The organism is Saccharibacillus kuerlensis DSM 22868 (assembly GCF_000378145.1).
GTDB classification, from domain to species: Bacteria; Bacillota; Bacilli; order Paenibacillales; family Paenibacillaceae; genus Saccharibacillus; species Saccharibacillus kuerlensis.
In genome coordinates this window covers 139115-155209 of the sequence record NZ_KB899283.1, presented here as the reverse complement: position 1 = coordinate 155209, position 16095 = coordinate 139115, and the positions used below count along the sequence as shown (strand labels likewise).

Below are 16095 nucleotides of genomic sequence, written 5' to 3'. Positions count from 1 at the left end.
CTTCGATCAAGGGGGTCGACGGAACTTATGCAAGAAACGAGGTTGGGTCAAGATATCGTACACACTGGGGTTCCGGGGCTCGACGAGCTGCTTGGCGGAGGAGTCCCTCGCGGCACAACGATTATACTTGAGGGAAATCCGGGTACCGGCAAAACGACTTTGGGCATTCAGTTTCTGCTCGAAGGAGCCAGGCAATACGGAGAATCGGGAATTTATATAACTTTTGAAGAACTTCCGGAACAAATTTACCGGGATATGTCCGGCTTTGGATGGGATCTGCGTGAACTCGAACGGCAGAATAAGCTGCGGATCATCTGCCTGGAGCCGGATGTACTGCTCGATCAAATGATGCGGACCGATGGATTGTTCGAGCAGTTGATTCGGGAAATCGACTGCAAGCGCGTTGTAATCGACAGTATCAGTTTGTTCCGTACGCTGGGAGGACTTCAAACCGACGGACGCGAACAGATTTATTCGGTTCGCAATATTATGCGCAAGTTCAATCTCACCGCATTTTTCCTTAGGGAATACGGAGAGTGGGAAGGACGTTCGACGCCTTTTGAGAATTACGTATGCGACGGCATTATTCGTCTGTCGCTGCGCGAACATATGGAGAGGTTTCGCAAGCGTACGATCGAGATTCTTAAGATGCGCGGAACCTGTATTGTGGAAGGCGAGCACCATTACCGCTTCCTGAGTGACGGGATATGTATTCTACCGGCTCTGTCCATGGTCGAAGACAAGATCGTGAGCGACGGCGTTGCCCGTCTGAGTACAGGAATTCAGTCGCTGGACGACCTGCTTTTTGGCGGGCTTCCGCAAGGAAGTGCGTTTATGCTGGATAGCAACAGTAAAGCCAATTACAAATACTTGATGACTTCGATCTATGCGGAAAGGATCAAGGAGGGAGACTGCGTCGTATTTATGCTGTCGGGTCTCAGTTCTGTGGAGACGTTGGAGCAGTCGCTGGAACTGTTCGGCGCTTCGCTCCGTGAAGCCGCTCTTGAAGAACGAGTGTTCTTTATCGACCATTATCATCGTCAAGTTGCTCCCGAATACGAGAAATCGGTTATTTATGTTGACCGGCTTTCGAATGGGGAATATCAGAAGAAAGTGTACGAAGCAATTAATCCGTATTTCCGCGAGAGTGTCGTTGAGGGCAGGCGCTGGTTTATTCATTACGACCTGAATACGGTGCTCTCGGAACGCGGGCGGGAGTATGTTAAGCGTCATTTTGCCGACGAGATGGCCCGGTGCAGGGCTGCGGGCGTTACGGTGCTCTGTCAGAGCAACTTTACGGAAATCGGACTGGAGACGTCTTCCTTCCTCGAACGGGCTTCCAACGGAGTGATTCGTACTTGGGTGGATGGAAGCTATCAGTATCTCCAGATTACGAAATCCCCGGGCGGCCGCATGTCGGCTCCCCATATCGTCGAGAATATCAGGGACAGACCGTATGTTAGGCTGATATAGGGGGCACACGAGAAAGATGACGATTTCGGATCAGGAGTTGTTGAAGCTGCAGATGGAGTGCACGGTGTTTTTTGAAAACAACCCTTACGCCTATGAAACCGCAAAAGGACTCGCCAAGAAGCTTGGACGCGGAATCGAGCCGTTGGAAATTGTACTGAACCGCTTGGCCGCAATCTCCATCCTGGATAAAAGAGGTGAAGGGAACATGGCTATTTATTCGTACAAAACCCCTTATACTCAAAGCGAAGTGGAGATCCATTAATATGATTGAGAAAAGCTGGATAATGGACGTTAAGAAAACCGTCGAAGAAATTCAACAAACTTATGCGGAGTTTACGCGCCTTTCCATCCTGATCGTGGACGGTCACGGCCGGCCGCTCGTCAAGCCTTCTTCTCACCATCCCTTCTTCAAAAAGCTGACCGATGCGGACGGAGAAACGCGTGATCGCTTCTGGCAGGAAGTCCGTCATTATGCAGGACTAACGAGGCCCGCTTTGTGTGATCTCTGGCTTCCGGGTGTTAAGTTTATTATTGCTCCATTCAAGTCTCCTGACGGAGATGCGGTATATTATGTACTGGCCGGCGTACTGATTCAATCAGGTACGAAGCAGATGCTGGAAGAAGAAGTGGCCGGAGCCGGTTTGTACAATGAAGGACATAAGCTTCTGCTTGATCTTGTGCTGGAGGCGGAAGAACTGTCTGGCGAAGAAGCGGAGATCTGGAGAGAAAAGATCGGCAAGCTGGCCGAGACTTCCGAACGTGTTCTGCGTTCGGCATACCGTGAAGCCTATGTGCGCGAACGGCTGGCGGAGCTGCGCGATGTCATGTCGACCACTCGCAGAGACAGAGGAACTGTCGATCAGGCATTTGAACAGTTCCTCAGCGTCAGCGGGGGAACGGACGTTATGGGCTATGCCGAGAAGATCGGACCGGGCGAATACCAGATCAGCCGCCTTGCTGGCGAAGGAGCTTCCCTGCTTCAAGATGCTGAATTTCGGGAAGGCGAAGGTTTCTTGGGGCAGGCTGCTTTAAGCGATACTCCGATGCAGTGGACCGATATTCAACGGGATCCCAGAGCCTCCTTCTTCAAACAGCATGGAGTCTCCGAATTTTACGGACTGCGCTGTTTCCCTGTTCGTGTAGGCATGGAGAAGTTAGGGATTCTCTTCATCGTTTCCAAGAAAAAGGTTCAAGCGGATTCCCTGATGCGGGAATTTGAAGAAGTCTTGATCGCGCTTGTCGGTGAGTATATCGCGAGCGGCACTATAGAAGCTCGGATGGAACGCCAAATCCAACGTCTTCGTCCGCTCATGGAAGTGACTCGATTCATGATTTCGGCTCAGAACATTCAGCGGATTATGTTTATGCTGGTCGATATGAGTCTCAGTCTGGTCTGGAATCCTTCCTCGGCAATAATTGTGCATGAAAGTTCAAGTGGGCAAAAGGTACAAATCGTGTCCCGGGGCATTGCCAACGATTTGGCGGAACAGTATGCGCGCGAGGTGGCCAAACGCGTTCTGCATGAAAATTCCAGTGTGAATTCGCCGGGGTTTGAACTATCGCAGACCGAGGAAGGCCAGCTGATGATGGAGTATCCAATCGTTTATGCCGGGAAAACCCGTGGCGTACTGGCCGTATCGCTCAGCAGCGAACAGGAGGCCGAAGAATGCCGGGAAGTTCTGCTGGCGCTGGCGACGATGGGAAGTATCATTTTACAGTCGGTACACGATCAGCGGCAGCTGGGGCTGCAAAATGAACGTTTCCTCCGATTGATGTATGCCTCGGCCAAGCAGAGGGAAGACGATCAGGGCAAGAAAGCCGATCTGTCGCTGCGTTTGCTGGACGAATATGCGAGGTATGGCGGGATTACGGCAGAGGAAGCTTCTTTGCTGCAGCGGGCAAACATGTTGTCCGTGTTGGACGATGCGGCGCGAAGCGAACTGAGCGACTCTTTCGCCAACGAATTGGAAATTCTCAATGAACATCAATTGATGTTGGAATCGGAAGGGCGAACAGGAAGTTTTTCCTATTCCCGTCCAGCTCAGCTGCTTCGAACTGTGCTGTACTTTGCCGAATTGGATGAAGAGACGGCAGGCCGCCTTCATCTGACTGGAGTTTCTCCGGAATTGTTTAATCATTTCCGTAAGTTTATGGCAGTTCGTCATACGGTGCAGAGTGAAGTTATGCTTTCTGACGGCACACCGGCCGCTTTCAATCCTGCAGAAGCGGAAGAACGGGGAATTGACGCAATTGTCAAAGAATTCGGACTGTCCAAGCGGGAAAAAGATGTGCTGGAGCTGGTAGTACGCGCTTCAAGCAACAAGGATATTGCCGCCAAACTGTTTATCAGCGAACATACGGTGAAAAATCACTTAACCAACATTTTCAATAAAATGAGCGTAAGCGACCGGGCACAGGCTATTGCCAGAGTGTTCAACCGAGGAATCGGTTAACGTTCTGCTGCGTTTAAGAGGTCGTTTGCATATCTGCTCAGTCCATAAAAAACCCGTTTTCCGACACCGGAGAACGGGTTTTTTGTAGCAAAACATTGGCAGGATATTGATAGGATTCATAATCAGCCGAGCAGGCTCAGCAGTGCCGGCGCAGCCAGCAGAGTGAATAATGCCGCCAAAATCATTGAAATGCTGGAGATTGTGCCGGTGAGGGGATTCAACTCGAAAGCCTTCGAAGTACCTGTACCATGGGCGCTTGTTCCAAACAAAACGCCCTTGGCAATATCCCCTTCGATTCGCAGAAGTTTGACGACGGAAGGACCGATCATAGCGCCAAGCAGGCCTGTTATGATCACAAACACGGCTGTAATCGTCGGTACGCCTCCGATCATTTGAGAGACGTTCATCGCGATCGGCGTTGTGACCGAACGGGGAACGAGACTGCTGGCCAGTTCGCTGTCCAGATGCATGAGGCGAGCGAGGACAGCGGATGACAGAATCGCCGTGAGCGATCCGAACAAAACGCTGGCAATAATTTCACCTGCATGCTTTTTGAGTGTCTGCAGATTTTTGTACAGCGGAACGGCGAAAGCGACTGTAGCCGGCTGCAGCAGCTTGGAGAGCCATTCTCCCCCTGCATTGTAGTCCGAATAAGAAGCATGGGTAGCAAGGAGCACGACAACCAGAACAGCCGGTGTGATGAGCAGTGGAGACAGATAGACTTTGGGATACTTGCGATACAACCACTTGGCCGCATAATAAATAAGAAGAGTAGCAGTAAGATACGTAACGGCTTGTTCGATCATCATGTGCGGCTCTCCTTTCTTCGGGATAAAGTTCTGGCCAATAGGCCCGAGCTGGTCATGACGAGCAGCGTACTGAGCAGCACGACAGCAAAAATGCGAAGCCCGTCCTGTTCAAGAAGCGGAATATAGTTCATTACGCCGACGGCAGCCGGAATAAAAAACAGCAGAAGTTCGGCCAGCAGCCAGGTTGCACCTAGTTCAATCCATTCCAGTTTGACGACACGGAACTGCAATAGAAGGAAAAGAACGAGGATGCCGACAATACTGCCGGGCAGCGGAAGGTGCATCCAGGCTGCAAGGACGTTGACCAGTTCGGAGAAGCCCATTAGAATTGCAACCTGAATCGCAGCCAGCAGCGCTTTTTTCATGGGCGAATGCTCCTTTACCGGATTAATTTTGAAAAATATATAAAAAAGTTCTGTCATTTATTTTCCATACTGAAATTTTACATCTCTTTCTTTCATGAGTAAAATGAATAAAAAGAATGAAAAGCATTCCTGATGGTTATGGATTAAATTCTATGATCTGATAGGGAGAGGATGATTCGGAGTATGGATATTCGGCATCTGCAGTACTTTCTGGAGACGGCAAGACTTAAAAGTTTTACAAGGGCGGCGGAGTCTCTGTACCTGAGCCAGCCGGCGATCAGCAAGGCCATTCGGCAGTTGGAAGAAGAACTCGGAGTCACTCTGTTCGACCGGATCGGTAGACGGATCGAATTGACCGATGCGGGCCGCGTCGTGATGGAGCAGGCTCAGGCGATTACTCAATCGTTCTCCAACTTATCGGGTCAGCTTGGTGATCTGGCAGATCTGAAGCGGGGGCATATCCGTATCGGACTGCCGCCAATGGTGGGATCGAGTTTTTTTCCGAAGGTAATCGGTGCCTTTCACAATCGGTATCCCGACGTGACGCTGCAGGTATTCGAAGACGGAGCCAAAAAGGTAGAATCGGATGTCGCGGAAGGGCTGCTGGATATCGGCGTGGTCGTGCTTCCGCTCACATTCGATGTGTTCAATTCTTTTCAATTTGCGGAAGAGCGGTTGAATTTGATTGTCCCGGCTTCGCACCGTCTGGCAGAGGCATCAAGCGCAAGATTGAACGAACTGGCGCAGGAGAACTTTGTCTTTTTCCGGGAGGATTTCACCTTGCATGACCGAATTATCAGCGAATGTCTGCAGGCCGGCTTTCAGCCGCGTATTGTCTATGAAAGTTCGCAGTGGGATCTGATCAGCGAGATGGTGGCGGGCGGGCTCGGCGTTGCGCTGCTGCCCGAGACGATCTGTCGTCAAGCGTCGGGCAAGGCTGTTACGGTTGTGCCGCTCGAAGAGCCGGCGATCTGGTGGAGGTTGGGCGTCATCTGGCACAAGGATCGTTATCAGTCGTATGCGGCCCGCGAATGGATTTCGTTTACCCGGGAATGGTTGGGCGGGACGCCGATTAAGGATAGCCGCAGTTGAACAGAAGCTGTCGATCCGATTCTCGTGAAGATCAGTTAGACAGTTCTACAGAAGGAAAAAGCCGTCGACGCAGGATGCATATCCTCGTCGGCGGCTTTTTATTTCTATACGATGGAGGAAGCTGCAGCAGAGACTAATTCGACTTTCAATAGATGCAGCGGTCGGCTCATTCCTCTTCATCTTCGAATGACAGATTCACCGGTTCATCTTGCAGTGTACCCGAAGTCTCCAGGTTGGTGGTCGGTACGGTATCCGGTACTTCTTCGAATGAAAATCCGTCTACCCAGATCTGTCCATGCCCGCTCAGCAGAGCACCAAATGAAATGTTGTCGCTCTGCGAAGGGACGTCAAGCACAATGGCGTAGTGGTTCCAATCTAGTGTGCCGGTCAGCGGACGGTTTGCCATATTGTCGAATTGGAGAACATCGCCGTCTGCAGCGTCTACTCGCATCCACAGCGCTGCGAAGCCAGGCTCGACATTCTGGACTTTGACGAAAGCAGACAGGCGAATCCGTTTGCCTCGGTATTTATCAGCTCTGAACGCCTGCATCATCGTACCAAATTGTTCCGGAGAATCCGCCATAACCGACTTCAAGTAACCTGATCCCCTGCCGCGATGCACATGCTTGCGGTCAATACCCATCTCATAATGAAAAGGATGACTGCCGGTTAGAAACCAGCCTTTGATCTTGGACTGCATTGAGTTTTGTTCCGTTTGCATTGAAGTGTCCTCCCCAGTCAGTATGCCACCCATCCATCTGCGATAGCGTGCGGGCGGCAGTCCATAGATTTTTTTGAATGCCCTTCCGAATGCCTCCTGCGACTCGAAGCCGAACCGCAGCGCCAGATCGAGTATCCGCTCGTCCGTATACAGCAGTGCGGATGCGGCGCTGGCAAGCCTTCTCGAACGGATATAAGCCGACATCGTCATGCCGGTCTCTCTTTGGAAGATGCGATGAAAATGATGGAAAGAAAAGCCGGCTAAAACTGCGAGTTCCTCTCCCTCCAGCTTTTCTTCCAGGCTGCTCTCGATATATTCAATCGCTTTTTGTACGGCAGGATGATAGCTCACGTGAACGCCTCCTTGTATACAGATTAGCAAACCTGCATAAAGCCGTTTTGACTTTTTTTGCGAAAAAAATATGCGGAAAATATGCGGAAAGACTGCTGATCCATAAAACCACCAGCTGTCATCCCCAAAGTTGAGCCGCGTCTGCGTGAGCTTCCCGTCTCGGAGCTGGATTAGATTAATGATCTGCTGTCTATGTGCATACTCCAGATGTTTAATAGCAAAAAAACCGTCTGCAGATTCCTCTCGCAGACGGTTTTCAATCCAAAGTTCTATTCCTCTTCCGCTCCCGGTCGATCCGGCAGCTGACGCACGTAGCTGTTCGACAGCTCGAACAGCTCCAGCATCCGGTTATACTGATCCTCCGTAACTCCGGAAGAAGAAGTCCCACCCTTTTTCAGCGGATAATACGTTCCGTCTTCATAGCCGGTGCCCGGAATAAACAGCGTATCCCCGGCAATGACCGAACCCGAAGGCCAGTAATAGCGTTCCGGAATCATGTTCTCCGTCTGATTCAGCAGATCCTGTCCGAAGTGAAGATGGTTTTCCAAGGAAACTCCGAGCAGATTGGCCGCGGTCGGCATAATGTCCACCTGCGAACCGAGCTGCGTCATCGCTGCCGGTTGATCGATTCCCGATCCAAAGATCATAAACGGAATGTTCGGCATGTCGCTGTAACTGTATTCGTGTCCAAGAACTTCCCGCATCAGTACCAGATCCTGATCGCTCAGGGAATGAATCGGTAGGCCGAGATGGTCGCCGTACAGCATTAAAAGGCTGTTGTCCCACAAGCCCTTTTCCTTGAGTTCGTCGATCAGTAGGCCCAGACAGTAATCGGAATAGTTCTGCGCCCGGATATAATCGCCTGCGAGGGTGCCTTCATAACGTGCAGGCAGCGTCATTTTGTACTTTTCTTCTGGAATGCTGAATGGGTGGTGCGAACTCATCGAGATAATCTGCGCATAGAACGGCTGATCCGACTCGTCCATCTTCTGCAGCTCTTCGGTTGTTTTTGCATACAGCACTTCATCGGACGAGCCAAAGAAGACCGTATCTTCCGTACCGAAGAAACTTTTGTCGTAATAGTTGTCGAAGCCAAGTGCCGCATATAGTTGATTCCGGCTCCAAAACGTTACGTCATTCGTATGGAAGGTAGCTGTGCGATAGCCTTCTTCCTTAAGAAGCTTGGGCAGGCTTGGAAGCTCTTTGCTGCCATAAGCGGCAACGGCTGCTCTGCGCGGCGGGATATGGAACGATGTGTTGACCGTAAATTCCGCATCCGACGTATTTCCTTGTCCCGCATTTTGATAGAAGTTCGGGAAATACAAGCTTGCTTTAGACAATTTGTTCAGGTTCGGAGTGATTTCCTGCCCATCTATTGTCAGGCCGATCATAAACTCCTGCAGCGACTCCATCTGCAGAATGATCAGATTTTTCCCTTTGGCAGCCCCGTAATAAGCAGGGTCGGCAGGTTCTTGAATGCCTTTGAGCTCGTTAATCGTAGTCTGTGAGATCCGGTCAAGCGGAATCGGATCTTCCTCATGGTCAGCCAGCAGCGTGTAAGCTTCGTAGTTCAGGATGCCCATCTTCTCGGCTTTTACCACTTCATTCATACTTGCACGGTTTGGCCAGATATTTGTCGTGCAGAGAATGAGCGAGAGGATTAGCAAACTGCCTACGACGCGCCGGCTCATACGATGGTTCACTACATTTTTCCGCCATTTCCGTGCTCTTTTACTTGCGAAGAACCAGACTGTCAGCACGATAATATCGGTAAAGATCAGCAGGTACTGTGGTGCGAGCAGCGAAACGACACTGTCGCCGATTTCGACAGCTTGCCCGGCCTGATCGAGAGCGTGATAAGTGAACAGGTTGCCGTAGTACTTGAAATAGATCACAGCTGTGAAAAAGAGTGCAGTCACAAGCAGATTGGTAACCATGTACCATATCAGCTTACGCTTGCGTGCAAAACCTTCGATAAGACAGAAAATGATCCATATAAACGGAATCTCTGTCAGCAGTGGTCCCCAGATCGGGGTTTCTTCGAAAATCGGTCTCCAAGTGATATAACCCTTGATCAGCAGAATCAAGGTGAACAGGATGAAGGGGCGAATCAACCAAGATCGCCAATTTGTAATCGGTTCCACGATGTAAATCTCCTTTTCTGAATAGAAAATATACGGTTTGCTTAACAGGAAAATCTTCTATGCAAACCAGCCTTTCAGTCTTTATATAGGCATAAACCGTTTGGGGGCATTTTGCCCCACTCTTAGGTGCATAGGCCGTATCCTAAATTCTTAGCTATTATGCTCCCGACTGCAAAAGATGTCAAAATGTCTTTGATTCGTTTCCAATCTGCTCAAAAAGCTGGCGATTCCGACCGATAGAAGTTAGAATATCGGTAGAATGTAAATTTGTCGGCTTTAATCGCATAAATGCGTCATTTTGTCTGGAGGCGCTTATCGACTTCTGATCCCGTACAAGGAGGCAATCATGAAAAGAAATCTCTACAGCCTGTTTGCAGCATCCGCTCTATTAGTGACTGTGCCTGTCGTCGCAGAAGCATCATCTTCGTCTTCGGGCAAAGTTGACCGCCCCGTCAATCTCAGATCGGCCCCGTCGGCATCCGAGGGAAGCGTATACCGTACCCTGCAGCCCGGCACCAAGCTCGAAGCGGTAACCGAGCTGAATGCCTATTGGCTCAAGGTTCAGGTGGGTGGCAAAACAGGCTACGTAGCTTCTTCCTATGTAACGTACGATAAGAAATCCGCTTCTGTTTCGGGAAAAACAGCGGCAGCAGCGTCGAAACCGTCCGCAGCACCTTCAAAAGCAAAGCCAGCCACAGCTTCTTCAAAGGAAGTGACAGCAAAGCCGTCCGCTTCGCCTTCGAAGGCATCGACAGCAAAGCCAGCCGCTGCGCCTTCTAAAGCAGCGACGACGAAGCCATCTGCTGCGCCTTCGACCGCAGCGACAGCGAAGCCGGCTCCGGCTGCAGCTCCTTCGACGGTCAAGACATCGACGGATACTGTGATTCCTGCGTCCGTATCGCCTATCTCGGGCAGCGGCGTTGTGACGAAGAATGTCAATTTCCGCGCCGAGCCGACGACAAGCAGCGCTGTACATCGCGTGCTGTCTGCAGGCGAATCGTTCGCCGCTGTAGAACTGGCGAATTCCGCATGGCTGAAAATCACAGACACGAACGGTGTAACCGGTTATGTCTCTACGAGTTACGTAACCTATTCGCTGCCAGGTGGAGAAACTTCAACACCTTCAGCATCTTCTACTCCGGCCTTTACACCGCCGGCTGTCAGTGTTCCGGCAGTGCCCGTGTCGCAGCCGCAGCCCGCACCGCAGCCGCTGCAGCCCGCACCGCAGCCGCTGCAGCCCGCACCGCAGCCTGCAGCACCTGTCTTTTCTTCTGATATGCCGATCGACAGCGTCATTACGCCAGGCGCAGCGGACCGGGTCATCGACAATGCGCTTGCTCTTCAGGGAATTACGCGTTATGGCTTCGGCAAGAACGAAGCGCCGGTTCTGTTCGACTGCTCTTCGTTTACCCGTTATGTATTCGGACTTGAAGGAGTCAGCCTTCCGTTCGGGACCGCTTTCCAAAAAGACGCTGGCATTCCGGTAGAAAGAGGACAGTGGCAGAAAGGCGACCTGCTGTTCTTCTCGGGCAGTGTGCCCGGTCTGATCAGTCACGTAGGCATTTACGATGGCAATGGTAATTTGGTACACAACAGTGCCAGCAAGAACGGAGTCGTCGTATCCAGTCTTGATCTTAAGTATTGGCAGGATCATTATGTGTCGGCCAGACGCGTACTGCAGTAAACAGATCTTTACGGCGCTTTCTTCCCGCGGCTTTCGCTTTTGGCGAAAGCTGCTTTTTTTTCGTGGTAAATAGTGAGTACTGCCGCAAGAGATACGGTGAAGCGGTTTGGGCTATAATGAGATAGACGCGCAAAAAAAGTTTTTCGTCTTATAAAAATTCAAAAAGTTTGGCGAATGCTTGGAAAATGTTCACTATCGCCTTCCCGGAAAGGGGGAGTTTGCATGATCTACACCGTTAAGACCTCCGTACGTCCTCTGGTAGAATATGTGTTCCGCAGCGGAAGCTTGGAGTCGGGAACGCGCTTCGGCAATGCCCTGCAGGAAGGAACACGCATCCACCGTGAGGTGCAGGAGAACTACGGAGAACAAGATCGGAAAGAAGTTTTTTTGAAAACGGAACTTGTCTGCGCTGGAGGAGAACTGCTCGTCCAACTGGAAGGACGATGTGACGGACTGCTTCAGGGCGAAGACGGATTATATACGATCGACGAGATTAAATCGACATCGGAGACGGCGGAACAGATCGAAGGCGGACGCGATGTGCATTGGGCGCAGGCTAAATTTTACGCCTACATGCTGGCCTTGGACTTGAAGCTTGATAAGGTCGGGGTACGGTTGACGTATGTGCACAAGCCGGGAGGCGAGCGCAGCATACGCGAGGTCGTACAGACGATGGACGAACTGTCTATTTTTGTGCGGGATGTATCTGAACGTTATGCGCCTTACGCGCTGCTGCTCAAAAAGCGCGAAGAGAAGCGTAATGCTGCCGCTTCGACGCTCGGATTTCCGTTTGGCCGTTACCGGGAAGGGCAGCGGCTGTTTGCCGGAGCGGTATTCAAAACGATCCGCGAGGAGAAAAATCTGCTTGCCCGCGCGCCGACCGGAACAGGAAAGACCATTTCGACCCTCTTTCCCGCAGTCAAAGCGATCGGAGAAGGATTGATCGGACGGATCTACTACCTGACAGCCAAAACGACAACTCGCGCAGGAGCCGAAGAAGCGCTCTCGATGTTGGAGAAAAGCGGTGCTTACTTAAGCTCCATCACGATAACGGCGAAGGACAAAGTCTGCTTCAAAGAAGAAGAGGACTGCGCCGGCGGACAGTGCCGTTTTGCGGCAGGTTATTATGATCGAATCAATGAAGCGCTGTACGATCTGTTCGAGAATGAGACTCGTGTTACGCGTGAAGTGCTGGAGCGATATGCGCGCAAGCATACCGTTTGTCCGTTTGAGTTCTCGCTTGATGCCGCTTATGCAGCCGATGTAGTCGTCTGCGATTACAACTATGTGTTCGATCCGCGTATCGCTTTTAAACGGCTGTCGGACGAGCAGCGCAGCCGATCCGCGCTGCTGATCGACGAAGCGCATAACTTAGTCGAACGCGGGAGGGAAATGTTTTCCGCAGATCTGCTGAAATCGGCTTTTCTCGCGATCAAGCGGGGATACAAAGGCATCCATGAAGGTGTGCGTGCCGCAGCCGACCGCATAAACGCTTATCTAATTCTGCTGCGCAAGCAGGCGGGCGAAGAAGGGAAGTTTGTCGGCAGTGAGCCTCCCGAAGTGATGTTCAAGCTGCTCGAGCCGTTTGTCGAACAGGCGGAGCATGCATTGATGACCATACAGGGCAGCGAGGCTGAGGAGGAACTGCTGGAGGCTTATTTTGCTGCTCAGACTTTTCTTCGGATCGGGAGGCTGTACGGAGACCCTTACGTGACTTATGTGGAAACGGACGGCAGTGAGGTGCGAATGAAGATGTTCTGCCTCGATCCGTCGGAACTGCTGCTTCAAGCATCGAAAAATTACCGTTCCGCGGTCTACTTCTCGGCGACCTTATCGCCGCTCGGATTTTACCGGGAAATGTTGGGAGCTGCCGAGGACGATTACACACTGTCGATTCCGTCTCCCTTCAGCCCTGAGCAGCTTGAAGTGAAAATGCTGCCGCTGTCCACACGATTCCGGGATCGGGAACGAACCCGGGAGACACTGGCCCAGGCATTGGCGGATACGGTATTGGAGCGACCCGGCAACTATCTGTTCTTTTTCCCGTCCTACGCGTATATGCAGGAGATCCGGCAGGCTTTTGAGATGTGGATCGATCGGGAGCGAATACAGTTAATCGGACAGGAAGCGGGGATGTCGGAGAACGATCGGACCGTCTTTCTGGATGCCTTCTCGGCAGAACGGGACAAAACGCTGGTCGGCTTCGCCGTTATGGGCGGCGTCTTCTCGGAAGGCATTGACCTGGCCGGCGATCGATTGACCGGAGTAGCGGTGATTGGAGTCGGGCTGCCTCAGATTGGACTGGAGCGCGATATTATCCGCGATTACTTCAATGAGCGCGGCCGCAGCGGCTTTAATTACGCTTACGTTTATCCGGGCATGAACAAGGTTCAGCAGGCCGGCGGCCGTCTGATTCGTACAGAAGAAGATCGGGGCGTGCTGATCCTGGCCGACGATCGCTTTCTTCAGGAACCTTATCGGTCGCTGCTGCCGGATGAGTGGGGAACGCGGTAACCGAGAGACCTTTGCCGATCGAGGCAAAGGTCTTTTTTCAAAGTTGACATTTTTTCTACATAGGCATAATATTAGGTGGCTAATAGATAGGTATACTACATATTAGTATACCTAAATATATTATTTTCAAAAATTAACGTTCAAATGTTTCCATAAAAGAAAGGAAGGAGTGTTGAGATGGAATCGCGCTTAAGCCCGCTTGCACGGGAACTAATGATTACAATTCGAAGATTTCAGCATGGGCGCAAAAAAAGTCGTTCAGGTCCAATGGCCGGACGTAAGCAAAGTGAAGGCATGCTGCTGATGGTACTTCGCAGACGCGTCGATCACGGAGAGCCTGGCATCATGGTGTCGGAGATCAGCCGTATTCTGGATGTGGCATCGCCGACTGTGACCCAACTGATCAAGGGTTTGGAAACGGACGGCCTCGTCGTTCGCGGTTCCGATCCTTCAGACCGACGCGCCGTACGAGTCTCGCTGACAGATGAAGGCGTACGCGTCACGGATTCGTTTATTCGGGAAATGGAATCGATGATCGGCGGATTAGCGGATTATCTGGGTGAAGAAGATACCCGTATGCTGGTGCAGCTGCTAAATCGGACGCATGAGTACTTCGTTGAGCGCGAAGAACGGGAGAGCGAAGAACCCGGACCAGACAAGGACGCGCAGGCGTCCGACGATAAAGGAGAGAGACCGCTATGTTGAAATTGTTTCGTATGCTGAAGCCTTACCGGGTCGGCGTCGTATTCGTTCTGCTGATGGTATTTGTGCAGGCGCTGTCGGAGCTGTTCCTGCCGACGTTGATGGCGGATATCGTAGACAACGGCATTGCCAAAAACAATATTCCGCATATCTGGCAGATCGGCGGAATTATGCTTGGCGTGGCATTGATCGGCGTGATCTGCTCAATCGTGGCAAGTTATTTGTCTGCCAAGGTGTCGATGGGCTTCAGCCGTGATCTGCGCAGCCGGGTATTTTCACACGCGCAGCGTTTCACGTTGAAGGAGTTCGACCAGTTCGGTACGGCGTCGCTTATTACGCGGACAACGAACGATATTACACAGATCCAGCAGGTACTGACGATGATGCTGCGAATGATGGCGATGGCGCCGATGATGATGATCGGCGGCATTATTATGGCCGTATCCAAAGACGCGCAGCTGTCGCTGGTATTGGTCGTCGTTATTCCGGTGCTTGCGCTGCTGATCCTGCTGATCGGTCGAAGTGCGCTGCCGCTGTTCAAAGCAATGCAGAAAAAGATCGACCGATTGAATCTGGTGCTGCGCGAGAACTTGACCGGCATCCGGGTTATCCGGGCATTTGGACGCGAAAACAGCGAACGCGAACGGTTCGACCAGGCGAGCGGCGATCTGAGAGATACTGCGATCCGAGTCAACAAGATCATGGCGTTCATGATGCCGGCCATGATGCTGATCCTGAATTTTTCGACGATCGCCATCATCTGGTTCGGCAGTATCCGGATCGAAGCGGGCGAAATGCAGCTGGGCAACTTGATGGCTTTTGTGCAGTACGCCATGCAGATCCTGTTCTCCCTGATTATGGTTTCAATCATCTTCGTCATGGTGCCGCGGGCTTCCGTATCGGCCGGACGGGTCAATGAAGTGTTGGACGCGGTTCCTGATATTACCGATCCCTTGTCCCCAAGTCTCACAGTGCAAAAGGGGCGGCTGGAATTCCGCGACGTGACGTTCAGCTACGAAGGAGCCGAAGCGCCGGCGCTCTCGAACATTTCGTTTGAAGCCGGTCCTGGAGAAGTAACTGCGATTATCGGCGGCACAGGTTCCGGTAAATCAACACTTGTCAGCTTGATTCCGCGTTTCTATGAAGCTTCGGAAGGGGCCGTGCTGGTCGATGGAATCGATATTCGTGAAATGGCGCAGGAAGAGCTTCGCTCGAAGCTTGGTTATGTTCCGCAAAAAGCACTGCTCTTCACCGGAACCGTGGCGGAAAATATTCGTTACGGTTATGCGGAAGCCACTGACGAAGAGATCCGTGAAGCTGCCCGTACGGCTCAGGCAGAGGAATTTATTAACGGTCTTGAGGAAGGTTATGACTCACCGATTTCCCAAGGCGGATCGAATCTGTCGGGCGGACAGAAGCAGCGGCTGTCGATCGCCAGAGCACTGGTACGCCGTCCGGAAATTTATATTTTCGACGACAGCTTCTCGGCGCTTGATTTCAAGACCGATGCGCGGCTTCGTGCCGCGCTCAAGCGGGAAACGCAGGATGCAACGGTCTTGATGGTCGCGCAGCGGGTCAGCACCGTAATGGACGCGGACCGAATTATTGTTATGGAAGAAGGGCGGATCGCCGGAGTCGGCACGCATGCGGAACTAATGGAGACGAGCGACGTGTACCGTGAGATCGTCTCTTCACAGCTGTCGGCGGAGGAGGTTGCGGGATGATGAACAGCAGCCGATTGGACGCAGTGCCGATCCTTCAATTGTTCGGGAAAGGGGAAACCGATT

General features: G+C 51.8%; 12 protein-coding genes. 8 read left to right on the top strand and 4 right to left on the bottom strand.

What is annotated here, in order from left to right:
* Positions 1–27: 27 nt before the first annotated feature.
* From F456_RS0109970 to F456_RS24995, 3 genes are read left to right on the top strand one after another with little or no spacing between them, the layout of a single operon-like run.
* Positions 28–1473, top strand: a complete 1446-nt coding sequence (locus tag F456_RS0109970) for an ATPase domain-containing protein (RefSeq protein ID WP_018976881.1) — start codon at positions 28–30, stop codon at positions 1471–1473.
* A 16-nt stretch (positions 1474–1489) separates the two neighbouring features.
* Entirely contained in the window at positions 1490–1735 is a 246-nt protein-coding gene (locus F456_RS0109965; RefSeq protein WP_018976880.1) for a hypothetical protein, read from the top strand.
* Between the two features lies 1 nt (position 1736).
* Complete coding sequence (locus F456_RS24995; RefSeq protein ID WP_018976879.1) at positions 1737–3926, top strand: LuxR C-terminal-related transcriptional regulator; 2190 nt, start codon at positions 1737–1739, stop codon at positions 3924–3926.
* Between the two features lie 122 nt (positions 3927–4048).
* Here F456_RS24995 and F456_RS0109955 read toward each other — a convergent pair whose 3' ends face one another.
* Both F456_RS0109955 and F456_RS0109950 read right to left on the bottom strand, forming a co-directional pair.
* Complete coding sequence (locus F456_RS0109955; protein WP_018976878.1) at positions 4049–4735, bottom strand: CidB/LrgB family autolysis modulator; 687 nt, start codon at positions 4733–4735, stop codon at positions 4049–4051.
* Positions 4732–5100 (bottom strand): CidA/LrgA family protein, encoded by a 369-nt coding sequence (locus F456_RS0109950; protein WP_018976877.1) that lies wholly within the window; start codon positions 5098–5100, stop codon positions 4732–4734. The genes F456_RS0109955 and F456_RS0109950 overlap by 4 nt, the downstream gene beginning before the upstream one ends.
* Positions 5101–5283: 183 nt before the next feature.
* Between F456_RS0109950 and cidR the strand changes: the two genes are divergently transcribed.
* Positions 5284–6192, top strand: a complete 909-nt coding sequence (gene cidR / locus F456_RS0109945; RefSeq protein ID WP_018976876.1) for a cidABC operon transcriptional activator CidR — start codon at positions 5284–5286, stop codon at positions 6190–6192.
* A 166-nt stretch (positions 6193–6358) separates the two neighbouring features.
* Here cidR and F456_RS0109940 read toward each other — a convergent pair whose 3' ends face one another.
* Both F456_RS0109940 and F456_RS0109935 read right to left on the bottom strand, forming a co-directional pair.
* On the bottom strand, positions 6359–7264 hold the full coding sequence (locus tag F456_RS0109940; RefSeq protein ID WP_018976875.1) for a helix-turn-helix domain-containing protein: 906 nt from the start codon (positions 7262–7264) through the stop codon (positions 6359–6361).
* Between the two features lie 269 nt (positions 7265–7533).
* Entirely contained in the window at positions 7534–9408 is a 1875-nt protein-coding gene (locus F456_RS0109935) for an LTA synthase family protein (RefSeq protein ID WP_018976874.1), read from the bottom strand.
* Between the two features lie 346 nt (positions 9409–9754).
* On the opposite strand from F456_RS0109935, the gene F456_RS23580 reads away from it, so the two are divergent.
* From F456_RS23580 to F456_RS0109915, 4 genes are all read left to right on the top strand, one after another.
* Positions 9755–11092, top strand: coding sequence for a C40 family peptidase (locus F456_RS23580; RefSeq protein WP_018976873.1), 1338 nt, complete (start codon positions 9755–9757; stop codon positions 11090–11092).
* Between the two features lie 222 nt (positions 11093–11314).
* Positions 11315–13606 (top strand): helicase C-terminal domain-containing protein, encoded by a 2292-nt coding sequence (locus F456_RS0109925; RefSeq protein WP_018976872.1) that lies wholly within the window; start codon positions 11315–11317, stop codon positions 13604–13606.
* A 177-nt stretch (positions 13607–13783) separates the two neighbouring features.
* Positions 13784–14311, top strand: a complete 528-nt coding sequence (locus tag F456_RS22270; protein ID WP_018976871.1) for a MarR family winged helix-turn-helix transcriptional regulator — start codon at positions 13784–13786, stop codon at positions 14309–14311.
* The gene (locus F456_RS0109915) at positions 14305–16032 is read left to right on the top strand and encodes an ABC transporter ATP-binding protein (RefSeq protein WP_018976870.1); all 1728 of its coding nucleotides are present in this window, start codon (positions 14305–14307) and stop codon (positions 16030–16032) included. The genes F456_RS22270 and F456_RS0109915 overlap by 7 nt, the downstream gene beginning before the upstream one ends.
* The last annotated feature ends 63 nt before the right edge of the window (positions 16033–16095 follow it).